Raw genomic sequence first — 22868 nt, 5'->3', positions numbered from 1 at the left:
CCCTCCCTATTGGTATTCTTTGATATTGTACCATAGACCCTTTTAAAATACCCAGAAAATCTCTAAAACAATTGCTTCAAAATACCGTCCCAATGGTCTAACCCGTCTATTTTAGGGGATTTATCATCAGTTAACGTTTTTAAATTAAATTTTTCTAAAAAGACCGTTGAATCCTGTTGACCACAACATTGATCAGCATGGGCAACCTGTTGGGGTTGCTCGTCAAAATAGTTCACAATAAATTGCCGCCGACAGCCTTGTAAGTTTAAATAATCAACCATTGTTTGAAGCGCAAAACGCTTTTCTTTTTGCCGATTCTGTAACAGTTCACTAACGGCCTGTTCATCCATCCCAATTTGCTGATACCGCCGTAATAATTCAAACTCGTTGCCTTGGCTTTGTTTAAATAATGTCGGTTCTTGATAGAAACGCCGAATCAATCCAGCTTCAGGAATCCCAAATGACACTAACGACTGTTGCAGATACGTATCTTGCGGTGTTGCTAACAACATTGCATAGGCTGGTTGGCCATCGCGCCCTGCACGACCGACTTCTTGTAGATAACTTTCGATATTTTGCGGTAAATGATAGTGAATCACATAGCGAATATTGGCTTTATTAATCCCCATTCCAAATGCATTCGTTGCGCAGATTACGTCCAACTGCCCTTGCATAAACTGTTGTTGAATAATGAAGCGCTCCTGTGGCGAAAGCGCTGCGTGATAATAGGCAACTCGCATCGCTGTCTTTTGTTGCAAAAAAGCCGCAATCTCGACAGTCTTTTGACGACTTGAAAAATAAATAATCCCAGGCCCCTGACTCTCAGTTACTAATTGTTGCAAAAAGGCGTTCTTACTCGCTTCATCCGCTTGTTGACTCACCCCTAAGTAAATATTAGGACGATCAACCGACGTAATAATCCTATTGGCCGACTGCAAATCTAGCTTGGCTAAAATATCATGCCGAACCTGTGCATCAGCTGTTGCAGTTAGTGCGAGCGTTGCCCCCGGATTTAATTGGTGCTTGATTTGCGCAAGCACTAAATAATCCGGCCGAAAATCAATCCCCCATTGTGAAATACAGTGGGCTTCATCGATGACCAATAAATCAATCTGGCATTGTTGTAGTGCTTGAATGACCGCCGGCTGGCTTATCGTTTCAGGCGCCATAAACACGAAACGATACTGTGGCAATTGTCGCAATAACGCATGCTTTTGCCGCGGTTCCAAATTTGAATTAATCGCGACTGCCTTTTTTTCACCTTGGTAATTCAACTGTGCGACCTGATCTTGCATCAATGCAATTAAAGGTGAAATAATGACAGTGGTATGGCCCAAAAGATAGGCTGGTAATTGATAACATAATGATTTTCCCGTCCCGGTCGGTAAAACCGCCAAAGTCGCTTGGCCCGCCAAAACAGATTGAATCACTTCTAATTGTCCTGGCTTAAATATCTCATAGCCAAACCGCTCTTTTAGCGTTTTATAAATCAGTTCATCCGTGCTCATTGGGCGTTCACCTGCCTTTGAATTTGATAAAGCCGATACTCAAAGAAATCTAGACCGGGGAGTGCGGTTTGTGCTTCATTATAGCTGAGCGATGGCTGTTCAGTCATCAATCTAGCTAGTTTTTGTGTAGTTGCATCCTTTAAGAATTGTTCAAACGGAAACCGTGGGAGTAACATCGCGGTTTCTAAAAGGTGTTCTTTAATCGTTCCGATCTTAACCCGGCGCTGGCGGCTGATTTGTTCAACACTCGCCCCTTGTTGGATCAATTGCCAGGTCTGTAACGTACTCTGACTCAATTGCGTTTCAGCCTGATCCACTAATTCATTCAATAGCGGATAAGTCGTTTGGTGCGCCAATAAAAGCCCTAAAATTTGAGCAAAGGCGTCGATGGTCCGCACACGAACTGTCAAGGATGGGCTATCTAAGGCTTGCGCCAGTTGTTGGTAGCTTTTGCCCAAGACTTGATGTCCGATCAGTTGATTTGCCACAAGATCGGCTTGTTGCGGATCTAACTGGTCAAGTAATTGCGCCAATTCTAGCTGGAATTGACTGCTAAAATTGATGGTTGCCTTATGCCGCTTAAACCAACTGACCACCAACACGCGGTCCTTCATACTCGTTTCCAATGGATAGTACTGCGTATTTTGATGATGATATTCCGACACAATTTGAACGGCCAACATAAAACGAGCAGTGAATTGGGGTAAGTGACCCATCTGTGGGCCTTCATAGTGCGTCGGCCAAACTAATTGCGGCTGCCATTCAGCTTGTTTTTGTTGCCCGGTAGCAGTCAACCAAACATACCGCTCATCGATTTCAATCCAACCATTTTGCTGAAGTCGTTTTAATTCTGCTTGAAATTGTGCCTGTTCTAGATTAGGATAAATTTGGAGCCATTTTAATAATCCATATGCTAAACCGGCATACAGATTTGAAGTAGTTCGTTTACCAATTAAGGTATAGTAGATTGCTTGATACCGCCTTTTCTCAGGCGCCAACAAGCATAGTAGATACGCCATTAACATCATCAATTAAGTCCTTTATTGAGAAAGTGTGAATTTAATGCTCTATAGTCAAGTCATCCCGGAACGCTGTATCGCCTGCGGTCTCTGCCAGCTAAAGGCGCCCGACTTATTCGATTACGATCAAGAAGGAATCGCCTTTTTTAAACCCGATCATAATCAGGGAACGACGCCAATTGAAGATCCTAAAGAACGAATTGCGTTTAAAACCGCCTACACCGCCTGTCCAACTGGTGCGATTGTACGCCAATCAACGCCATTTTCATCGTAGCATATTTACGTCCTATAAAAAAGGTTGTGCCCGCTTGGACACAACCTTTTTTGCTGCCATTTATTTGGCAATTGGTTTTTGCATATGTTGTTTTAGCCATGGTAAAATCCGTAAATATAAAACGGCAAACACCACCGTTACGAGTGCCCCTTTAATTAAATTAAACGGTACTAATCCAAATAGAATGTATTTGGTAGTCGACATTCCTAAGTTCAAACCCATCAATTTAATATAGAGCGGTAAAATGAAAAGCCAGTTAGCAAATGACATGAAGATCGTCATGCTGACAGCCCCCGCAACACCAGCAATTGCTTGACCTACTAAAACGTTCGATTGACGCTTGAATAAATAATAGAATGGTAACAAGTAGCAGATTGACGCCAAGACACCGGCAAAGTCGCCGACCAAACTCGGTAAGCTAGCACCGGTCATAATGAAATGAAGCGTCGAGCGAATCAATGCGACCCCCATTCCTCCAATTGGTCCGTAAACGAACGTCCCTAACAGGACAATCACGTCACTAAAATCAATTTTTAAAAACGGAAATGCGAGAATAATTGGAAATTCGAAAAACATGACGACAAATGAAATTGCCCCTAGCATTGCGACCCCAATCATCGTACGAACTTTTGAAACTTGCATTACTAACACCCTCCAGATGAGGTTGCCTTCGTCAGCGGACTTAGCCAAGTCTGATTGCATCAAAAAAGTCTGTTAATCAGGGAGATTAACAGACCTTACTTGCATACATTCATACCCAAATAAGCCCTATCTTCTTCCATCTAGACTTTCACTATCGGTACTGGAATCACACCAGTTCAGCCACCACAAGAATCAACATTGTAGCAGGTCGCGGACTTTTACCGCCGGTCGGGAATTACACCCTGCCCCTGAAGACGAACCATTAACATTTTGTTCGAAATAAGCATAGCAAATCAACGTGCCAAAAGCAACTAATTAATCATGCCGTGATAATTTTGGTCGATTCTTATGCTGTGGTTTTTCATTTAGTTCAGCAATTTTTTTGAATTCTGCGACTTCGATTGGTTTCAAAGCACGGTATTCGCCAGAAACTAACCCATCTAACGTTAAGAAACCATATGTTTCCCGTTTCAACTTTGTTACGGGTAGGCCAACCGCAGCTAGCATGTTCTTAACCTGATGATTCATCCCTTCGTGAATGGTGATGCTTACAATGGCAGTGTTCTTACGCCGATCAGTTGAAATTACTTTGACCTTGGCTGGTGCTGTTTTGCGTTTTTCTAAGACAATTCCTTTACGCAATTGGCGCAACATATCTGCAGTTGGTAATCCTGAAACCTTCGCAATATAAGTCTTGTCGACTTTATATTTTGGATGCATCATCATGTTGGCAAAATCACCATCATTCGTTAGTAGTAATAAGCCAGATGTATCGTAATCTAATCGACCGATTGGATAAACCCGTTCAACGATATCGCCAAGGTATTCAGTGACGACCCGGCGTTTCTTATCATCTGTCACTGCTGAAATCACTTGGCGTGGTTTATACAAGACATAATAGACCTTGCGTTCACGCGTTAACGGCACACCGTCAACTTCAATATGATCGCTTGTGCTATCCACCTTGATACCCATTTCCTTCACCACTTTACCATTTAAGGTGACGTGACCAGTTGCAATTAAGGTTTCTGCTTTCCTTCTTGAAGCTACCCCAGCATTTGCAATCACTTTTTGTAATCGTTCCATTTATTGTTCTCCTTTGGACGTCTCTTCCGACGTCGTATCTGTTTCATTTAACGTTTGTTCAAATTGACGGTAATACAAGTCTGCTGTACCACCTTCACTACCATCGACATCAGCGTCAAGTGCCAATTGTTCAAGTGGTGGTAATTCATCGAGCGATTCAAGACCAAAGTAATCTAAAAAATAGGTGCTCGTTCCATATAAAATTGGCCGACCAGGCGCATCCTTACGCCCTTTTTCGCTAATTAATTGGCGGGCTAACAAGGTTTGGATGGCCCCACTACTTTGAACACCTCGGACCTCATCGACTTCAATCCGCGTGATTGGTTGGCGATAGACAATAATTGCCAATACCTCAAGAGCGGCCTGACTAATACTAGTTGACACCGGTCCATCAAAATAGGTCTTCAACAACGTCGCGTATTCTTTTTTGGTGACTAATTTATAGATATCTTCGGCTTGAATCAGGTTCAAACCCGATTCAGTGTTGCCGCGGTAACGATTTGCCAATTTTTCTAATAACTGGCGGACTGCCGGTTCATCGAGATGAATAAGTTGCGCAATTTGCGCAAGCGCAATTCCTTCGTCCCCCGCGACATATAATAAACTCTCAATTTCAGCGAGATGATTCAACTGAAATGCCCTCCTTCAACCGAACCATGATTGGTGCATCATAGTCGGCTTGTTCGCAAATAATTTTTCGATCCTTCATCAATTCTAGTACGGCTAAAAATGTTGTGACGATTTCATCTCGATCTGTTTTAACAACGACCAACGCTTCAAAAGCAACTGGTTGAGCGGCTAAATGACGCACAATCCAACTCATTTTATCCGTAATCGAAATTTCGTCATTTTGGACCGTTTTGAAGACCGGTTGTTTAGCTTGGGCTTCGACCAACATTTTAGAAACTGCGGCCGCTAAATCGCGTGGCTTAATCACGCCGCGCGCCAGTGGGACCACTTTTTCAGCTGGATTACTACTAGCTGGCTTAGCAAAGAGCTGTTGGCGCTCCAATTCGCGCTCTTGCAAAACCGTTGCGACCTTTTGGAAGGCTTGGTACGCCAATAGTTGGTCCACTAATTCCTGCCGTGGATCGACGTATTCTTCTGTTTCTTCTTCAATTAATTCAGGTGCCTTAGGTAAGAGCAACTTACTCTTAATCTTCATCAACGTCGCCGCCATTACTAAATAATCACCTGCAACATCTAGTTTCAATACTTGCATTTGGTGCAAGTAATCAAGATATTGCGCGGTGATTTCAGCAATGGGAATATCATAAATATCAATCTTAGTTTGCTTAATTAAATGTAATAATAAATCGAGTGGTCCTTCAAAATCAGTCAAGACCAACGTTAATTGTTCAGTCATTGGTCAATCTAGTCCATTTCTGTATTCTGATGTTGTTCCCATTTAGCAATCAATGGCGCAGTCTCTAACGAACCCATCACGCGACTTTCAGGATAAAGCGCCGCTAATTCATCCAACATGGTGAAATAGTTCTCGTCGCTACGTTCCGAAGGGTTCAGTGAAATATGGCGCACTAAAATATAGTCCGCACCCAGTTCAATCCCCACAACACCGGCAAAATCGCCGGCTTCATTGCGCCATAAATATAAATTGCGTTGCTCATCCGACGTATAGAGCGCCAATTCAGCTTGTACATGACTGACTTCTTTTAAATCCGGTACGAAGGATAAAAAGCCCATCGCAATCTTTTCATAATCATTTTTATACTTGAATAACATGTTGACCTCCATTGATCAAACAAAGTTCTAATAGCATTAACTCTACCATAGTTTATAAAGCGCGACAAATCTAATTTAATCGCGTGGATGACTCCGTTGGTAAACTTCTGTCAAATGTTTCTTACTAATATGCGTGTAAATTTGAGTCGTTGAAATATCTGAATGCCCCAATAATTCTTGTACAATTCGCAGATCTGCGCCATTTTCAAGTAGCACAGTGGCAAACGAATGCCGCAATGTATGTGGGGTCACGTCTTTTTCAATCCCAGCCGTTTTAACATGTGCCTTCAGGTTCTTCCAAATCCCTTGGCGCGTCAACCCGTTACCATGGAAATTAACAAACAGGTACGGGTTAGCACGCCCCTTCGTTAATTGATTCCGGCTACGATCGAGGTATTGATTAATCCAATCAACCGCTACATCACCAATCGGTATAATCCGTTCCTTATTCCCTTTGCCGAGGGTCTGAATTAAGCCCAGTGATAAATGCAAATCAGCCATCTTTAGATGAATCAGCTCGCTAACTCGTAACCCCGTCGCATATAAAACCTCTAGAATCGCTCGATCTCGTAATCCAAGTGCGGTGCTCGTATCTGGTGCCGCCAATAGTCGCTCAATCTCCGCCGTCGATAAAACAGCCGGTAGATGACGGCCTTGTTTGGGCGAATCGATTTGGAGCATCGGATTTTGTTTAATCTGTTTTTCACGCGCTAAATACTGATAGAATTTACGTAACGTTGAAATGCTCCGTGTAATACTACTTTGTGCCTTATGCACATCAGTTTGTTCTTGCAAGTAGTTCAAAATTAAAAAGCGGTCTTCAGTAAAATTGGCAACCTGCTGACGTTGTAAAAACGCCGCAAACTGTTGTAAATCCTGCCGATAACTCTGGCGCGTATTCTCCGAAAGACCGCGTTCAACTTTTAAATAATGTAAATAATCTTGAATTAAATCATCCATGTGCTTCCTCTTTTACAACTGCGTCACGTCAATTTGGCGACTAGGATCCAGTTGATTGGCTGGTAACCCATTTTGTTGGTTAATCTGTTGGCAACGTGCACAAATCCCGTGAAATGTTAAACGATGATCTAACACCGTAAATGTGTAATCATCATATACCTGTTGTTCCACGGCAGGCAATAAATCCGTATGAATTTCTTCGATTGCCCCACATTGCAGACACAACAGGTGATGGTGGAAATGATGGTCGTGATCAGTCTCACACAAGTCATAGTGGGTCATCCCATCTTCAATGAACCGAACTTTATTCAACACATGCAGTTCCGTCAACATCTCAAGGGTGCGATACACAGTGGCCAACCCAATTTCAGGGACCACCTCTTTAGTTGCCATAAAAATCTGTTCGGCACTCAGATGCGCTTGGGCATGGTCCAAAATGACCGCCACCGTCGCAGAGCGTTGTGCTGTTAACTTGTAGCCGGCCGCTTGTAGCTGCTCGGATATTCGGTCTAATTGCTCAGCTTTATCCATTTAGCAACTTCCTTTTCAATCATTCAAAAAAGCTTAGTCTTGCTTCTCGTCATCTGTAATTGGGGCAATATCAGCTTGACCTTTTTCAGTTAAACTCGTTAGGCCCTCTGCTTGAGTAATTAAGCCATTTTTCATTAACCGGCCTAATGCCCGCTTAAAACTGCCTTTACTAATCCCAAAGTAACTCTTAATCGCTTCTGGATCGCTCCGGTCAGTGTATGGCATTGCGTAATCAGGTTGCCGTTTTAAGACAGCCATAATCATTTCAGCATCGTCGCCAATTTCTTCATATGCCCGTGGTTTCAAACTGACATTTAAACTACCTTCAGGTCGCACACCAATGACGCGCCCCTTAACCTGTTGACCCAAACGTGGTTCTGCTTCACGTTCAGAAGGATGAATGAACCCAATGTAAAAGTCATCCGTTAAAATAAACGTCCCGGCTAACTTCAAACGGTAGACCGTCCCCATCACGTCTTGGTTCTTCATTTCTGGTTTAGCACCTTTTGAAATTGATCTGAAGATGCTTTCGTCAGCTAGTTGGCCCCACATCCGCCCTTTTTGATCGACTTCAATCGCAATCATTAAACGATCACCTGGTTTAGGCCATAATTTCGTAATGGTTGGTAAAATATCCAGTGATACGACAATATCCTTATCTGGCAAGCCAATATTGACGAAAACGCCTAAATCACGCCGCGTTTCAACCACTTCACCAAAGGCATAATGGCCCACGCGTGATTTAGGAATAAACGTTGATAAGATCAATTCCCGACTTGAGTTTTCATAAGCAAAACCAGTCACCGTTTCACCGATTGTCAATTCTTGTTCTAAAGTTTCTTTTTTTAATTCAAATGTCACGCCGTCTTTTTGGACAAAGAAGGCTGTTTCATTTTCATCTGTTACTAAGGCAGTAATGACTTGCCCGATTAATTCATTCATAGTTAACCTCTTTTATTCTTATTAATTAATGAATTGGTACTAAATTAAAGACCGTTAAAATGGTATAAGTAATCCCCGCTGCAATTACGGGGCCAGCCGCAATCCCTTTTAGAAAAACGACACCCATGATGGTCCCAAAAACCAAGGCCACTGTCATCTCAGGACTAGCGGACAATAGCCCCACACCCTTCGCTGATAGTACAGCAACTAACACGCCACAACCAACTGCAATAAAACCCGCCGGCGTTTTAAAGGCATTGATTAAGTCTTTGACACCAATTTGCCCCGTTGCAATCGGGACTAGGATAGCAACCGAAATCACTGTCACTCCCCAATTAATGCCTTTGGCTTGGATCACAGGCAGCACCTTATTTGAAATCGGGAATACCTTTAATATTAAAACAACCGCGGTCGCAATGATTAAAGATTGATTTTTCGCTAACAATGCAACGATTAAAATCGCTACTAAAAATAACCAACTTTCCATGTAAACCTCCAATAAAGTCTCCCTACTATTGTACCGATAAATGAACGACTTGTCAGTATTTTAAGAAAAGTAATTCAAGATTCGCGTTTTTAAAACAAAAAAAGCCCCCTCTTTTCAGAGGGGGCTTCATTTCATCATTCAGGAATGATTAAAGAGCGTTTGTTGCACCGCGGTAAACAATCCCACGACGTGAATCAACAGTCACAACTTCGCCATCTTTGATAGCTTCTGTTGCGTCTTTAGCACCAACAACAACTGGAATACCCATAGCGATACCAACAACAGCAGCGTGTGATGTTAAACCACCGTTTTCAACAACGATAGCACTTGATTTTTCGATTGCTGGTAAGTATTCTTTGTCAGTTGATTTAACAACTAAGATACCACCATCAATTGCTTTTTCAGCAGCTTCTTTAGCGTTTGAAGCGACAACAGCCTTGCCAACGATTGTTTCATCGCCAACACCTTGGCCTTGTGTTAATTTTGAACCAATTAATTGGATCTTCATAACGTTTGTTGTGCCACGTTCGCCAACAGGAACACCAGCAGTGATCAAGATTAGGTCGCCTTCTTTAGCAAAACCATGTTCTTGAGCTGTTTGTGTAGCTAAGTTGAACATATCATCTGTATTAGCAGGTTTCTTAGCGATAACTGGGTATACACCATAGTTAACTGTTAAACCACGACGTGTACGTTCGTCGAATGTAACGGCTAAGATGTCAGCTTGTGGACGGTATTTAGAAATCATACGTGCTGTTGAGCCTGATTCTGTAGCAGCAACGATTGTCTTGATTCCTAAGTTACGTGCGGTGTGAGCAACAGCTTGGCCAATTGATTCTGTCAAGTTAGTCTTGCTGTATGCTTTCAATGCGTATGCATCGCGGTCTGTTAATGATTTTTCTGTTCTTTCATCAATGCGAGCCATTGTTGCAACAGCTTCTACTGGGTAGTCACCGTTAGCACTTTCACCTGAAAGCATTGTTGCGTCAGTACCATCAATAACAGCGTTAGCAACGTCGTTAACTTCAGCACGTGTAGGACGTGGGTTTTCTTGCATTGAGTCCAACATTTGTGTAGCTGTGATAACTGGTTTGCCAATAGCGTTACATTTCTTGATCAAGTTCTTTTGTACAAAAGGAACATTTTCAAATGGAATTTCAACACCCATGTCACCACGAGCAATCATTAAACCATCTGAAACTTTCATGATATCGTCAATGTTGTCGATACCTTCTTGTGATTCAATCTTAGGGAAGATTTGAACATGTTCCATGTGTTTTTCTTCTAATAATTCACGGATATCTAAAACATCTTGAGGTTTACGAACAAAACTTGCAGCGATAAAGTTGATTTCATGATCTAAACCAAAACGAATGTCGCTAGCATCTTTTTCTGTGATACCAGGTAAGTTGATTGAAACACCAGGTGCGTTAACACCTTTACGTGAGCCGACCATACCGTCGTTTTGAACTTCAGTAACAAGTTCTTTGTTTGCTTCGTCTTTTTCAATAATTTTAAGATCCACTAAACCATCATCGATTAAAACGTGTCCGCCGACATGTGTGTCGTCGTATAGACCTGGGTAAGTAACAGCGATTTTTTCAGGTGTTCCTTCAAGTGTATCGTCCATTGAAATACGTACCACTTCACCAGTGTGTAATTCAAATTTCTTACCTTGTTGAACAGTTGTCCGGATTTCAGCACCCTTTGTATCTAACATGATACCAACTGTTTTACCAGTTAATTTTTCAGCTTCGTGAACCATGTTCATCCGGCTTAAATGTTCTTCATGATCACCATGAGAGAAGTTAAAGCGGAATACATTAGCACCTGCTTCGATTAATTTTGCGATAGTTTCAACATTGTTACTTGCGGGTCCAAGTGTACTTACGATTTTGGTTTTCTTCATAAGTGGAATCTCTCCTTTTATGTCTATTTTTTAAAAGACTTCTCAGTCGTTTTAACAATTTTATATATGGAACGATGAATCTAGTAAGCTAAATCTTCGTTTAAATCATAAAGATCTAACATTGCGTGATGCTTGTGATTGAACAAGTCTAACATATCATGTGCGATAATTTCGTTCTTTTCAATCCCAAGTGCAACGCCACCTTTGCCTTCAAGCAATAATTCAACTGCTTTTGAGCCCAAACGACTTGCTAACACACGGTCACTAGCTGTTGGTGCCCCACCACGAACAACGTGTCCTAAAACAGTTGAACGTAAGTGGAAATCGCCGTATTCAGAAAGTTTTTCTGAGAATTCATCAGCGTGCATCACACCTTCAGCCAATACAATGACAGCGTGTTTTTGACCATGTTCACGTGAAGTACGTAGCTTATCAGCAACGGCCTTAACGTCGAAATCATGTTCAGGGATAATAATGTCTTGTGCGCCACCGGCAACACCAGCCCAAAGCGCGATATCACCAGCGCCACGACCCATTACTTCCACAACGAAAGTTCTTTCGTGACTAGCAGCTGTATCACGGATCCGGTCAATTGATTCGAGCACTGTGTTCACAGCTGTATCGAAACCAATTGTTTGATCTGTAAATGGAATATCGTTATCAATTGTTCCTGGAAGACCAATTGCGTTATAACCATGTTCAGTTAAACGAAGTGCACCGTGATAAGAACCATCACCACCGATGACAACTAAAGCTTCGATACCAAACTTCTTGAGTTGTTCAATACCTTTCAATTGTCCTTCGACTTGTGCAAATTCTGGATAACGTGCTGAGTACAAGAATGTCCCACCACGTTGAATCTTGTCACCAACCGTAATTGGGTCCATCTTGAAGATATCTCCGGCAACTAAACCAGCGTAACCATAATTGATACCATAGACTTCAAGGCCTTCATGCATTGCTTTTCTTGCAACGGCACGGATGGCAGCGTTCATACCAGGTGCATCCCCACCACTTGTCAAAATACCTATGCGTTTCATCTTTTCACCCCAGGCAAATATTTTACTTAAAAAACCAATTGGTCTTTCAAAGTCACTAATATATTATCACTTTTCAGAAAATAAGTCTTGTCTTTTGCGAAGATTTTCGCAAAGATAGACCAATTTCTTTATTGGTCAAACCCTTTTAAAATCACATTTCCCGTCCCTAAAAGGTTTGTAAGCGCGGTCGTTAGTTTTTCGTTGCTCACAACCCAATAGCGCTCGTTCAATAGAATTGACTGTTTATCGGCCGCATTGTACAAGATAACTGGCGTTGTTCCGTGATTTTGTTGTAACAATTGATACATTTGTTGTTGCGCTTGACTCGTCAACGCCGTTTGAACCCGTAAATAAAGGGTCGCTTTGGGTAGCGTCTTTTGTGCATCTTGTGCCAATTGAATCTGATTAGCAACCACTTGTAAATCGCGACGTTGTTCAACTTTCCCGGTGATAAAAACAACTTGTCCTGTTTGTAGCCATTCACTGACCCGTTGATAAACGCCAGTAAAGAGCGTCACACTAATTTCACCGGTTGCATCTTGCCCCGTTACAAACGCCATTTGATCACCTTTTTTCGTTCGAATCACCTTAATTCGGCGAATGAATAGCACCAAATGGACCGTTTGCTCGGGTGCCAAATCACTGATATCAGGCACATGGTAGTGTTGGCGTACACGATCATATTTCTCGACCGGATGCCCCGAAACATAGGCCCCAAGATATTCAGCTTCTTTATCCAATCGTTCAGTCAAGGTTAAATTCGGTACGGCACGTTCTTTCGGTGCTAAAACAGCAAATAAATCGACGTTATTCCCTGACAACTTCACACTATCAAGCAGGTCGGCTAAGTTGGTCAACAGCGCATTCCGATTCGGATTAAACTGATCGAAGGCGCCACTATAAATCAAGGCTTCTAATGCCTCTTGCTTGAGAAACTTAGGATCCATCCGCTGTAAGAAGGCCAGTAACGATTTAAACGGTCCGTTCGTTGTCCGTTCTTGAATAATCGCCGCCACAAAATCGCGCCGAACTTTTTTAATGCTGAACAAACCAAAGATAATCCCTGAGTCGGCTAATCTGAAATAACTTTGACTGCGGTTAATATCAGGTGGCAGCACTTTAATTTGACGTTTCTTAGCTTCTGCTAAGTAAGTTTTCGTTTTTGTCGGATTGTTCAAAACGGCATTTAATAAAGCTGCAAAAAAGGCTGCTGGCTGATGAACCTTTAAATAAGCCAACCAGAAAGCAATTTTACTATAAGCAACAGCATGTGACCGGTTAAATCCATAATTGGCAAACCGCTCAATATAGTCGTAGACTGTCGTAGCAGCAGCTTCTGTGTGCCCGCGTTCGAGTGCGCCTTGAATAAATTGCGTCCGGCTAGCATCAATCACCGCCTTCTTCTTTTTACTCATTGCTCGCCGCAATAAGTCGGCTTCGCCTAAGCTAAAGCCCCCCATCTTGGACGCAGCCTGCATAACTTGTTCTTGATACACTAATATCCCATACGTTGGCGCTAAAATATCGGCTAACGACGCGTCCGGATAAGTGACAGGTTCTTGCCCGTTCTTACGAGCGATAAATACGTCGATGTTTTCCATCGGACCTGGTCGATACAACGCATCTGTCGCCACGACGTCTTCAAAAGAACTCGGTGCCAACCGCCGTAAAACATTCTTAATGCCAGGTGATTCAAATTGGAAAATACCATTAGTATCACCTTGTTGGAATAATGCAAGTGTTTTAGGATCATCCAACGGAATTGAGTGTGGGTCAAACGGCTGTCCCGTTTGCTGTCCAACAAGCTTTACAATATTAGCAAGAATCCCTAAATTACGTAATCCTAAAAAGTCAATCTTCAGTAGGCCCAGTTCTTCCACGTTGCCCATTGGCAATTGTGTAAGTTCAATCTCTTCACCGCCACTTTGTAATGCAACCGTATCAGTTAACGGTGCTTGGCTTAATACAATCCCAGCCGCATGCGTTGAGTAGTGTCGTGGCAGTCCTTCAAGTTTCTGTGCTGTCTCGAATAGTAATCGATTTTGAGTGGAATCGGCCACCAAATTTTTCAATGGTTGTGATTGTTGATAAGCTTCTTTTAACGTGATTTTCAGCATGTCCGGAATTGCCTTAGCCCAATCATTCATTTCAAACTGACTTAAGCCAAACACACGCCCCACATCACGTAACGCCATTTTAGCTGCCAGTGTACCAAATGTAATAATTTGCGCCATATGATTCCGACCGTATTTGTGATAGACATAGGCCAGCACTTCATCCCGACGATTATCTGGGATATCCAAATCAATATCTGGCATATTCGCCCGATTGGGGTTCAAAAAACGTTCAAACAACAATTGATATTGAATCGGATCGACATCAGTAATCATTAAAGCATAGGCCACCAACGACCCTGCCGCAGAGCCTCGCCCTGGGCCCGTCATAATATGTTGTTCATGGGCATGCCGCATGACATCGGCAACGATTAAGAAATAATCGGCAAAGCCCATCTCGTTGATCACTCGCAATTCATACTGCAAGCGTTCTTGATATTCTTGCGGAATCGCTTGATCGGCAAACCGAACTTGTAAGCCTTGCTGACTTAACTGTTCTAGATATGCCGTTGCCGACTCTTGATGCGGTGTTTCAAAGCGTGGTAATTGGGCCCGCTTAAAGGTCAACTCAACTTGACAGAGTTGTGCAATCTTATCCGTATTGTGCACGGCCTCGACCAACTGCAATGCTTCAAACTCGGCCGCAATCTGATCAGCAGCTTGTAAATAATAGCCGCCTGGCGTTGTCTGATCACCACTATGGAGATTAACTTGCGTACCAGCTTTAATATGTTGTAAGACTTGCACTGAAAAAGCATCATCTGGTTCTAGATAACGAACATCACCTAACGCAACCAGCGGAACTCCGGTCGTCTGACTCAATGCAATTAACCCGCTAAGTTGGGGGGCTGCTGCTCGCTTGGCACTGATTCCTAAGTACAAGCTCCCCGGATCAACTGCCGCCTGGAGTTGCGTCAAATATGCCGTTGTTTGCTCCTCCGCTTGCAAAAGTAGGCGGACTAATTCGCCATCTTGAGCCGGCGTGATCACTACTAAATGGCTGAACCACTGTGTAATATCAGCAAATGAAACCAGATCAGTTTGAGTCATCACTTTAGAAGAAAGCTTCAAAAGATTCTGATAGCCAACTAAATCTTTCGCCAATACAATTAGCGGAAACCGTTCATCGGTTTGAAGTAATCCGCCAATTTCAAGCGTTAAACCCAAGATTGGATGTAAGTCAGCTGCCTTGGCCGCCTTATAAAAATCGACTAGCCCATAAATCACGTTCTTATCCGTCAGCGCAATACTCTGATAGCCGCGCGCCTTAGCACTTTCAATCAGTGCATCAATTTTAGTGGTACTTTCCAAGAGCGTATAGGTACTCTTAACCTGTAGTTGAACGAATGGCAAGCAACGGCCCCTTCTTTCTTCGTTAATTCGATTACTCTTAGTATAACAAATTATTTCAAATGATTCTCTTTGGAAAACGTGTTACAATATCATAGAATTGAATCAAAGAAAGAAGGCCAACTATGAAATACGTTATGAATCTACTTTGGACATTGATTTTTGGGTTTGTCATTGGATTTATCGGTTCTAAACTAACGAAAACCGGCTTTAACATTCAAACAACTGTTATCGTCTCAGTTATTTTTGGGCTTTTGCTCAACTTCTTACCTCTTGTCTTACCAAAAGATCCAGCTAAATAAAGCACAAAAAAGGGCCGCAACATAAAGTTGCGGCCCTTTTTACGTTTATTTTGTAATGTAAATATACAAATCACTTGTTGAAAAACCGGTATTGAACTTCACACCATTTGATTCAATCGTCTTCATCGTGGTTTGACTACCTTTTTTGTTTTTCTTCGTATAATCGCTAAATTCGGACATCACTTTTTTGGAATCAGCGCCCGTTGCTTGCGCAATCAATGCAAAACTGGTCCCAAAATCTTTCAATGCCGCTTTATCTTTGAGCGCTTTAACGGGTGTAATGAGCGTCATCCCCATTACATCTTGACTATCAACAGAACCGCGAATGGTGACATGCTTTGTTGCGACCCATTCAGTCACCCCATTTTTAGGTGTGGTTGGTAGCAATTGATCCTTTTGTGTCTGTTGCGCCTGTTGCATTGCTGCTTGTACTTCCTGTTGCCGCTGCTTAAGTGTCATCAGATCAGCAGGTGCAAGTTGGCCTGCTTTGGCAGCTGCTGCTTGTTTTTGCAATTCCTGCGCTTTGGTTTGATCTGCCTTAGATAACGCCATCCCAATTAAAGCCTGGTTGTATTGCGCGGCAATCTTGGCATATTGGCCAACTGATGTGCCCGCTGCAATCGTTACCTTCTTTTGAACGGTTTTACCGTTTGCTTTAGCTTGTACCGTTACTGTTTGTTTGTTAGTCGTTGTTGGTACTTGAATCACATAAGTTCCGTCTTTGACCGTTGCTTTTTGGAAATGATTATGATTAATCCGGTATTGTAAATCAGCTTTTTTGGTTGTTGAACCTTTTACGACTGCCACCATTCCATTTTGGCGATAATTTGTTTTAGTCGTTGTTAATTTGGTTGTCCCACAACCAGCCAATAGACCGATTAGCCCTAAGCTGGTCACTAAACCAACAATTGTTTTTTTCATATTCGTCACCTTTTCATTGAAATTTAACTCATTGAAATCTTAGCTTAACCCTTTTAGAATCACAATTCAAGCGAAAACGACGAAGTGTCACATTTTTTAAGACCAATCAAAAAGAGCGACCACTTAACGGCCGCTCTTTTAAAAACTTATTTTAAATTTGTTTTCTTTTCATAACGGTTAAACATATATAATGCAACAATTGTGAAGAAGATAGGGCCAGCAACTGACCAGATTGTTTGACTTAAATTACCATCAATTGCTGGTTGAATAATCGTAAAGACGTTCGCAAAACCAACTGTGAACATAACCATGCAGACACAGAATTTATAGAAGGTCTTCCCTTTATAAATTGTAAATGGTTTTTCGATACTTTCATCCTTTTTAAAGCCAAAGTATGAGTATGCCACAAACATGTATGGCAATGTCATTGAAACGTTTGTCATCGCTGTTAAGATATCGAAGAACTTAGCAGCACTCTTACCACCAAAAGCAACGAAGGCAATAATCACAATTACAATTGCAGCTTGGACCTTCATTGCATTGACCGGCATATTATTACTATTTTTCTTAGTAAATGACTTAGGCCAAAAGGCAGCAGGTGTCCCTTCGATAATTGTTTTTAATGGTGAGAAAATAATTGTAAAGAAAGCACCACTAAGTGCTAAGAACATTGAAAGCCCCATGTAACGACTGAGCCAAATCCCAACTTGAATAGCAGCATGTTCACTTAAGTGCATTGCTAACCCTAATTGGTAACCCATGTTGTTCATGGCAATATAAGCAACGTTCCCCAAAGTAACGGTTGCGTTTGAACCGGTTGCTTTGGCGAAGCCACCACCATTGGTAAAGACGAAGTTCCAGTTAGTGAAAGTCCCCATCATAAAGATCCCAACAGCATAGCCGACAACAATCACGACAGCAGAAATAGCTAACCCTTTCGGAAAGTTAACCTTAGCGTTTTCAGTTTCATCTACTAATCCACCAACAACTTCAAGACCACCATAAGCGAAGATCGCAAATACAACGAAACTGAAGACTTGAATCATCGATGTATAGCTTTGATTTGGTGATTGGAAGAATGCATGGATTGTAACAGGTTGTGCCATTACCCCTTTATTTAAAACAAGGATTAACAAACCACCCAAGAATAAAATCACGTTGATTAACGTAATGGCTGAACCACCAATACTGGTGATTCTCTTGATTTTATCAAGGCCTTTTGATGTGACAAAGGTAATGACAATGATCCAAATAATAGCTAAAATTCCTAATGTTTGCACACCATCTGTCAAACCAAAGATTGACCATTCTTGTGTTTTATCAACCCCGAAAAAGGCGTTTGATAATGGAATCCAAATCCCGTTCCCGACGTTAACCATCCAGATAATGTATGAAGCAAACCACATAAATGTGCCGACAAAGGCAAATTTAGCATTAACGGATTTCTCCATCCAAGAGTAAATCCCCCCCTTTGCTTCACCAAAGGCCGCTCCCATTTCTCCGAGCATAAATGCATAAGGAATAAAGAAGGTAACAGCTGCTAAAACATACCAAAAAATTGATGCATATCCCATCAAGTAGAACGCACGTGGGATATTCGTAAATCCAAAGACTGACGTAAAGACCATTAGAATAAGCGCACCAAGCGTTAACTTATTCGTCTTCTTCTTTTCTGCCACCTAAAACACCTCTTTCATTTTTTTCAGACTTAACCACAATGATTAACCCTATGAATAAAAATTAGTTAACTAACATTTGTTAATAAACTAATTAGTTACCTTTATTTTACGGCGAAAATAGAAAGAGGTAAACGAATTCATTATTTTTGTAATTGAATTATTTGTGAATCTTAATTCAATTCTCATTTTCTAGTCAATTACTTATTTTTTGCTGGCGTTTTTTCTTCAACTGGTTCTTTCTTCAAAGTAATCCCAATTGCAATCTTATATACCACACTCTGACATGCTAATTTCAGCAATGTTTGTTGGGTTTCAGTGACCAATGTACCTGCTGGATTTTTGCCTTGGTCATAGGGGCTGTAATCCTCATCTAACTGATGAATCGCTGCTAAAAACGTTAAGATAAAGTAATCATAAAGTTGCTTTTCATTTCGGTTAGGTGTTTCCGCTGTCATCAATTGTTTGATTTCTTCAATCGAAAAACTCGTTTTCAATAGTGCAATAATTAAAACTTGAGCAATTTGCGATTTTGTATACCGTTTTTTAATCGGTGCTGCCACAATTTCTTTTTTGACGTAATTATTAATCATTGAAGCGGTGATTTCATCTAAATTTAACGCGTTTAGGTATTGATTGATGTAACTAACCACTTGATCCATATATAGTTCCAAATCGGGCAGGTCTGTCCAACGTGGTAAGCGTACAATTTGTAAACGATCGAGCTTTTGTTTCAAGTGTTCATTTTTCATAATTATCAATCTCCTTTTATTCAATACTCATTATACCACCATCTAGTATTTAAAACTAGGAAACTGCATAAAAAAAGAGTTTCTTATTCAGAAACTCTCGATGACGATTAGTCGTTAGCTTTTGGTGTAACAACTTGTTCGCCTTTATAGAAACCTTTTGGTGATACACGGTGACTTACACGGTATTCGCCATTAGTTGCATCGAATTGTACGTTTGGTGTGTTCAATTTGATATGTCCACGACGCATACGTTTCTTCGTCTTTGATGTTCTTCTTGCTGGAACTGCCATTATTTTCAGACTCCTTTATATCTTAGATTCATTAATGATATACCGAACTCGGGGAATTTGGCAAGGATTATCTCAATCCCATTCAAATTGATTTTAAATCATCACGTGTCCCGCTACTTTTGTCCGCGACTTCTATAATACTATGTTTATCCGCTAAGAGCAAGTCAATTACAGAAAAACAATTGATTAACGACTCTTAATGACACCACTTTCAAAGTGGAATCGTCCTTAATCGTCACTAACATTCTGTACATCATCCCTAATAAGTGTACCATACAAACATCAATCTGACAGTAATAATCCCTGATTGATGTCCAAAAAAAGCGCCGCAAATTAAATTTGCAGCGCTTTTTCAATCGTTAGCGATTTTCAAAAACTAACTGGTTATCTTTTAAGTTAATTTCAACCGTGGTTCCTGGTAACATATGCCCGGCAATAATTTCTTTAGCCAATGGGGTTTCGATATGGTTCGTAATAAAACGCCGTAATGGCCGCGCCCCAAATGCAGGATCGTAACCTTCTTCTGCCACCCATTGTTTAGCAGCATCTGAAATCGTCAATGTCAATTCTTGATCTGACAAACGGTCTGATAGATCATGAAGCATTTTGACCACAATCGCTTGAATATCGTTCAAGCTCAATGGTGTAAACATAATTGTATCATCAATTCGATTCAAGAATTCTGGCTTGAATTTCGTCTGAATTAAGGCTTGAACACTTTCCTTAGCCGTTTGTGAAACTCGACCTTCTTCATCTACACCGTCCAGTAAGATTTCAGAACCCAAGTTAGAAGTCATAATGATGATTGTATTCTTAAAGTCAACCGTCCGTCCTTGTGAATCTGTCAAACGACCGTCATCCAACACTTGTAATAAAATGTTAAAGACATCTGGATGGGCTTTTTCAATTTCATCCAATAACACAATTGTGTATGGATTCCGCCGAACTGCTTCAGTTAATTGGCCACCTTCTTCATAGCCAACATAGCCCGGTGCGGCACCGACCAATCGTGATACAGAATATTTTTCCATATATTCACTCATATCAATGCGGACCATATGCCGTTCAGAATCAAATAAATCCTCAGCTAAAGCTTTTGCTAATTCGGTCTTCCCAACCCCTGTTGGTCCTAAGAAGAGGAATGAGCCAAGCGGACGGTCTGGATTTTGTAAGCCAGCCCGTGAACGTAATACAGCATCTGTCACAACATTGACAGCTTGATCTTGACCAATTACCCGTTCATGCAGAACATCGGCAAGACGCAGTAATTTTTGTCGATCACCGGCAACTAATTTGGCGACTGGAATCCCAGTTTGGGAACTAACCACCGTTGCAATTTCATTTTCAGTAACGGATTCCTGAACCATCCAGTCCTCTGGCTTTTCAGCCTTTTCAAGGTCGGCAAGGTCTTCTTCTAATTGTGGAATTGTGCCGTGTTGCAACTTAGCAGCCGTTTCTAAATCATAATTTCCCTGTGCTTCTTCTAATTGCCGTTTAGCAGCATCAATTTCCGCTTTTTTATCATTAATGCGGTTCAAATCTTCTTTTTCAGTTTCCCACCGCATCTTTAAATTATTCGTTGTTTCGCGTAAATCAGCTAATTGTTTTTGCGTCTCAGCCAATCGTTTTTGCGAAGCGGCGTCGGTTTCTTTCTTTAACGCTTCTTCTTCAATTTCAAGTTGCATTAATTGCCGCGTTGCTTGATCCAATTCCGTTGGTTGTGAATTCATTTCGACGTTAATGTTGGCACTGGCTTCATCCACTAAGTCGATTGCCTTATCCGGTAAGAATCGATCCGTAATGTAGCGATTTGACAACGTCGCAGCTGCGACTAAGGCATTATCGTGAATCCGGACACCGTGGAAAATTTCAAACCGTTCCTTCAAACCACGTAAAATACTGATGGTATCTTCAACGGATGGTTCTTGAACTAGCACTTTTTGGAAACGCCGTTCAAGCGCCTTATCTTTTTCGATATTTTGCCGGTATTCATCCAACGTTGTCGCACCAATCATGTGTAATTCACCACGCGCTAACATTGGTTTCAAGAGGTTCCCAGCATCCATGCTACCTTCAGTCTTACCAGCACCAACAATCGTGTGAATTTCATCAATGAAGACCAGAATCCGACCTTCACTCTTCTTAACTTCCTTTAACACAGCTTTAAGTCGTTCTTCAAATTCACCCCGGTATTTGGCCCCGGCGATTAAAGTCCCCATATCCAGTGAAATAATTGTCTTATCTTTTAAATTATCGGGCACATCTTTACGGACGATTCGTTGCGCTAATCCTTCAACAATCGCCGTTTTCCCGACACCAGGTTCCCCAATTAAAACGGGGTTATTCTTGGTTTTCCGTGACAAAATCCGAATAACATCTCGAATTTCTTCGTCCCGGCCAATAACTGGATCCATTTTGCCAGAACGGACCGCTTTGATTAAATCCGTTCCGTATTTTTCAAGCGCTTGGTAATTATCTTCTTGGTTTTTAGATGTCACACGCTCGCCTCCTCGTAAATCAGTAATGACTTTCTTTAATTTTTGTTCAGTGACATTTTGTTTCTGTAAATATTGAACGAGTGCCTGGTATTTCAAACCCATTAAGCCCAAGATGACCGTCTCAGTTGATAAAAATTCATCTTGGAATTCTGTTTTGTATTTTTCAGCAGCAGTTAATACTTGGTACAAGTTTTGTGAGATGTTTTGACCGTAATTCGTTTGACCTTCAACCGTTGGAATTGCGTCAATTTCACGATCAATCTCCGCCTCAAGAGCATCGATATCTGCACCGGCTTCTTGGTAAATTTGCCGTCCTAGTTGTTGTGGTTGGACTAAATATTTAAAGAGGTGTGGAATATCAATTTCAGTTTGATGACGCGTCATCGCGATTTTCTGCGCTTCTGCAAGTGCATCTTGGACAGCTTGTGTCATTTGTTCTGGATTCATAGACGTCATTCCTTTTTCAGTTATTTTTTAAATTAAGTGTCAGATTATTCTGACTAATTCTATAATAGTCAAAATAGGTCAAACTTTCAAGTAATTCGCTTATAAATCAGACTTAAGACGGAGAGCTGGTAGGCGAGTTCTTCCTGAAAAGTAACACAAAAAAAGAGGCTAAGACAAAATCTGTCTCTGAAGTGAACCCCCGATATTGGACCAAAATCCAATATCGGGGGTTTTTTATATTGACCAAATATTCTAAAACATTAAAAATAAAAGTTGTTCAGGATTATCTAACGTCACCCTTAGGTTATAAATTAATAGCGAGAAAATATGGTATTAAGAGTAACTCACTAGTTGTCTCGTGGGTTCAACGTTATAAG

21 protein-coding genes, 1 pseudogene and 1 riboswitch are annotated in these 22868 nt (G+C 41.4%); of the genes and pseudogenes, 3 read left to right on the top strand and 19 right to left on the bottom strand.

Features of this window, described 5'->3' with window-relative positions; translation table 11 throughout:
- Window positions 1-62 precede the first annotated feature (62 nt).
- Entirely contained in the window at window positions 63-1508 is a 1446-nt protein-coding gene (locus ACF1X7_RS03365; protein WP_411162427.1) for a RecQ family ATP-dependent DNA helicase, read from the bottom strand.
- Window positions 1505-2536, bottom strand: coding sequence for a helix-turn-helix domain-containing protein (locus tag ACF1X7_RS03360; protein ID WP_411162426.1), 1032 nt, complete (start codon window positions 2534-2536; stop codon window positions 1505-1507). The genes ACF1X7_RS03365 and ACF1X7_RS03360 overlap by 4 nt, the downstream gene beginning before the upstream one ends.
- Before the next feature lie 34 nt (window positions 2537-2570).
- Here ACF1X7_RS03360 and ACF1X7_RS03355 point away from each other — a divergent pair, with 34 nt between their 5' ends.
- Window positions 2571-2801: a ferredoxin gene (locus ACF1X7_RS03355; protein ID WP_039099376.1), complete on the top strand. Its 231-nt coding sequence runs from the start codon at window positions 2571-2573 to the stop codon at window positions 2799-2801.
- A 60-nt stretch (window positions 2802-2861) separates the two neighbouring features.
- Here ACF1X7_RS03355 and ACF1X7_RS03350 read toward each other — a convergent pair whose 3' ends face one another.
- The 12 genes from ACF1X7_RS03350 to dnaE all read right to left on the bottom strand — a co-directional run bounded on the left by ACF1X7_RS03350 (window position 2862) and on the right by dnaE (window position 15608).
- Window positions 2862-3443: an ECF transporter S component gene (locus tag ACF1X7_RS03350; RefSeq protein ID WP_039099377.1), complete on the bottom strand. Its 582-nt coding sequence runs from the start codon at window positions 3441-3443 to the stop codon at window positions 2862-2864.
- A gap of 124 nt (window positions 3444-3567) precedes the next feature.
- A riboswitch (FMN riboswitch) is annotated at window positions 3568-3703 on the bottom strand.
- 55 nt (window positions 3704-3758) lie between these two features.
- Window positions 3759-4529: a pseudouridine synthase gene (locus ACF1X7_RS03345; protein ID WP_039099378.1), complete on the bottom strand. Its 771-nt coding sequence runs from the start codon at window positions 4527-4529 to the stop codon at window positions 3759-3761.
- A complete protein-coding gene (gene scpB / locus ACF1X7_RS03340) occupies window positions 4530-5159 on the bottom strand; it encodes an SMC-Scp complex subunit ScpB (protein WP_004270387.1) in 630 nt (209 codons plus the stop codon).
- Window positions 5143-5895, bottom strand: a complete 753-nt coding sequence (locus ACF1X7_RS03335; RefSeq protein WP_004270404.1) for a segregation and condensation protein A — start codon at window positions 5893-5895, stop codon at window positions 5143-5145. Before ACF1X7_RS03335 ends, scpB begins: the two co-directional genes overlap by 17 nt.
- A gap of 8 nt (window positions 5896-5903) precedes the next feature.
- Window positions 5904-6272, bottom strand: coding sequence for a hypothetical protein (locus ACF1X7_RS03330; protein WP_004270408.1), 369 nt, complete (start codon window positions 6270-6272; stop codon window positions 5904-5906).
- A gap of 75 nt (window positions 6273-6347) precedes the next feature.
- Window positions 6348-7232 (bottom strand): site-specific tyrosine recombinase XerD, encoded by an 885-nt coding sequence (gene xerD / locus ACF1X7_RS03325; RefSeq protein ID WP_039099379.1) that lies wholly within the window; start codon window positions 7230-7232, stop codon window positions 6348-6350.
- Window positions 7233-7244: 12 nt separating this feature from the next.
- Complete coding sequence (locus ACF1X7_RS03320; RefSeq protein WP_004270398.1) at window positions 7245-7763, bottom strand: Fur family transcriptional regulator; 519 nt, start codon at window positions 7761-7763, stop codon at window positions 7245-7247.
- A 33-nt stretch (window positions 7764-7796) separates the two neighbouring features.
- Window positions 7797-8705 (bottom strand): S1 RNA-binding domain-containing protein, encoded by a 909-nt coding sequence (locus ACF1X7_RS03315; RefSeq protein WP_004270403.1) that lies wholly within the window; start codon window positions 8703-8705, stop codon window positions 7797-7799.
- A 25-nt stretch (window positions 8706-8730) separates the two neighbouring features.
- Window positions 8731-9192 (bottom strand): DUF441 domain-containing protein, encoded by a 462-nt coding sequence (locus tag ACF1X7_RS03310; protein ID WP_004270392.1) that lies wholly within the window; start codon window positions 9190-9192, stop codon window positions 8731-8733.
- A 148-nt stretch (window positions 9193-9340) separates the two neighbouring features.
- The gene (gene pyk, locus ACF1X7_RS03305; protein WP_039099382.1) at window positions 9341-11101 is read right to left on the bottom strand and encodes a pyruvate kinase; all 1761 of its coding nucleotides are present in this window, start codon (window positions 11099-11101) and stop codon (window positions 9341-9343) included.
- A gap of 80 nt (window positions 11102-11181) precedes the next feature.
- Window positions 11182-12141 carry a 6-phosphofructokinase gene (gene pfkA, locus ACF1X7_RS03300; protein ID WP_004270386.1) on the bottom strand — a complete coding sequence of 320 codons (960 nt, stop codon included), beginning with the start codon at window positions 12139-12141 and terminating at the stop codon, window positions 11182-11184.
- A gap of 128 nt (window positions 12142-12269) precedes the next feature.
- Window positions 12270-15608: a DNA polymerase III subunit alpha gene (dnaE, locus tag ACF1X7_RS03295; RefSeq protein WP_411162425.1), complete on the bottom strand. Its 3339-nt coding sequence runs from the start codon at window positions 15606-15608 to the stop codon at window positions 12270-12272.
- A gap of 122 nt (window positions 15609-15730) precedes the next feature.
- Between dnaE and ACF1X7_RS03290 the strand changes: the two genes are divergently transcribed.
- On the top strand, window positions 15731-15907 hold the full coding sequence (locus ACF1X7_RS03290) for a YjzD family protein (RefSeq protein ID WP_004270393.1): 177 nt from the start codon (window positions 15731-15733) through the stop codon (window positions 15905-15907).
- 45 nt (window positions 15908-15952) lie between these two features.
- Here the strand turns inward: ACF1X7_RS03290 and ACF1X7_RS03285 are convergent, their stop codons facing one another.
- The 5 genes from ACF1X7_RS03285 to clpB form a co-directional block, all read right to left on the bottom strand.
- Complete coding sequence (locus ACF1X7_RS03285) at window positions 15953-16828, bottom strand: hypothetical protein (RefSeq protein WP_039099384.1); 876 nt, start codon at window positions 16826-16828, stop codon at window positions 15953-15955.
- Window positions 16829-16974: 146 nt separating this feature from the next.
- The gene (gene yjeM, locus ACF1X7_RS03280; RefSeq protein ID WP_411162424.1) at window positions 16975-18507 is read right to left on the bottom strand and encodes a glutamate/gamma-aminobutyrate family transporter YjeM; all 1533 of its coding nucleotides are present in this window, start codon (window positions 18505-18507) and stop codon (window positions 16975-16977) included.
- Window positions 18508-18704: 197 nt separating this feature from the next.
- Window positions 18705-19256 carry a DUF1836 domain-containing protein gene (locus ACF1X7_RS03275; RefSeq protein WP_004270388.1) on the bottom strand — a complete coding sequence of 184 codons (552 nt, stop codon included), beginning with the start codon at window positions 19254-19256 and terminating at the stop codon, window positions 18705-18707.
- 107 nt (window positions 19257-19363) lie between these two features.
- On the bottom strand, window positions 19364-19546 hold the full coding sequence (gene rpmF / locus ACF1X7_RS03270) for a 50S ribosomal protein L32 (RefSeq protein WP_004270395.1): 183 nt from the start codon (window positions 19544-19546) through the stop codon (window positions 19364-19366).
- A 359-nt stretch (window positions 19547-19905) separates the two neighbouring features.
- On the bottom strand, window positions 19906-22491 hold the full coding sequence (clpB, locus tag ACF1X7_RS03265) for an ATP-dependent chaperone ClpB (protein ID WP_411162423.1): 2586 nt from the start codon (window positions 22489-22491) through the stop codon (window positions 19906-19908).
- A 239-nt stretch (window positions 22492-22730) separates the two neighbouring features.
- Between clpB and ACF1X7_RS03260 the strand changes: the two are divergent.
- Window positions 22731-22868, top strand: a pseudogene (locus ACF1X7_RS03260) (IS3 family transposase); the annotation flags it as partial.

This window comes from Latilactobacillus sp. VITA-14 (genome assembly GCF_046580785.1).
Taxonomy (GTDB): Bacteria; Bacillota; Bacilli; order Lactobacillales; family Lactobacillaceae; genus Latilactobacillus; species Latilactobacillus curvatus.
The sequence above is the reverse complement of the archived record's forward strand: the minus strand, read 5'-3'. Positions and strand labels throughout refer to the sequence as shown.

Bases quoted from the DNA above. Each gene is read 5' to 3' on its own strand.
- ACF1X7_RS03365 (WP_411162427.1), bottom strand. From the start codon at position 1,508: ATGAGCACGGATGAACTGATTTATAAAACGCTAAAAGAGCGGTTTGGC.
- ACF1X7_RS03360 (WP_411162426.1), bottom strand. From the start codon at position 2,536: ATGATGTTAATGGCGTATCTACTATGCTTGTTGGCGCCTGAGAAAAGG.
- ACF1X7_RS03355 (WP_039099376.1), top strand. From the start codon at position 2,571: ATGCTCTATAGTCAAGTCATCCCGGAACGCTGTATCGCCTGCGGTCTC.
- ACF1X7_RS03350 (WP_039099377.1), bottom strand. From the start codon at position 3,443: ATGCAAGTTTCAAAAGTTCGTACGATGATTGGGGTCGCAATGCTAGGG.
- ACF1X7_RS03345 (WP_039099378.1), bottom strand. From the start codon at position 4,529: ATGGAACGATTACAAAAAGTGATTGCAAATGCTGGGGTAGCTTCAAGA.
- ACF1X7_RS03335 (WP_004270404.1), bottom strand. From the start codon at position 5,895: ATGACTGAACAATTAACGTTGGTCTTGACTGATTTTGAAGGACCACTC.
- ACF1X7_RS03330 (WP_004270408.1), bottom strand. From the start codon at position 6,272: ATGTTATTCAAGTATAAAAATGATTATGAAAAGATTGCGATGGGCTTT.
- xerD (WP_039099379.1), bottom strand. From the start codon at position 7,232: ATGGATGATTTAATTCAAGATTATTTACATTATTTAAAAGTTGAACGC.
- ACF1X7_RS03320 (WP_004270398.1), bottom strand. From the start codon at position 7,763: ATGGATAAAGCTGAGCAATTAGACCGAATATCCGAGCAGCTACAAGCG.
- ACF1X7_RS03315 (WP_004270403.1), bottom strand. From the start codon at position 8,705: ATGAATGAATTAATCGGGCAAGTCATTACTGCCTTAGTAACAGATGAA.
- ACF1X7_RS03310 (WP_004270392.1), bottom strand. From the start codon at position 9,192: ATGGAAAGTTGGTTATTTTTAGTAGCGATTTTAATCGTTGCATTGTTA.
- pyk (WP_039099382.1), bottom strand. From the start codon at position 11,101: ATGAAGAAAACCAAAATCGTAAGTACACTTGGACCCGCAAGTAACAAT.
- pfkA (WP_004270386.1), bottom strand. From the start codon at position 12,141: ATGAAACGCATAGGTATTTTGACAAGTGGTGGGGATGCACCTGGTATG.
- ACF1X7_RS03290 (WP_004270393.1), top strand. From the start codon at position 15,731: ATGAAATACGTTATGAATCTACTTTGGACATTGATTTTTGGGTTTGTC.
- ACF1X7_RS03285 (WP_039099384.1), bottom strand. From the start codon at position 16,828: ATGAAAAAAACAATTGTTGGTTTAGTGACCAGCTTAGGGCTAATCGGT.
- ACF1X7_RS03275 (WP_004270388.1), bottom strand. From the start codon at position 19,256: ATGAAAAATGAACACTTGAAACAAAAGCTCGATCGTTTACAAATTGTA.
- rpmF (WP_004270395.1), bottom strand. From the start codon at position 19,546: ATGGCAGTTCCAGCAAGAAGAACATCAAAGACGAAGAAACGTATGCGT.
- clpB (WP_411162423.1), bottom strand. From the start codon at position 22,491: ATGAATCCAGAACAAATGACACAAGCTGTCCAAGATGCACTTGCAGAA.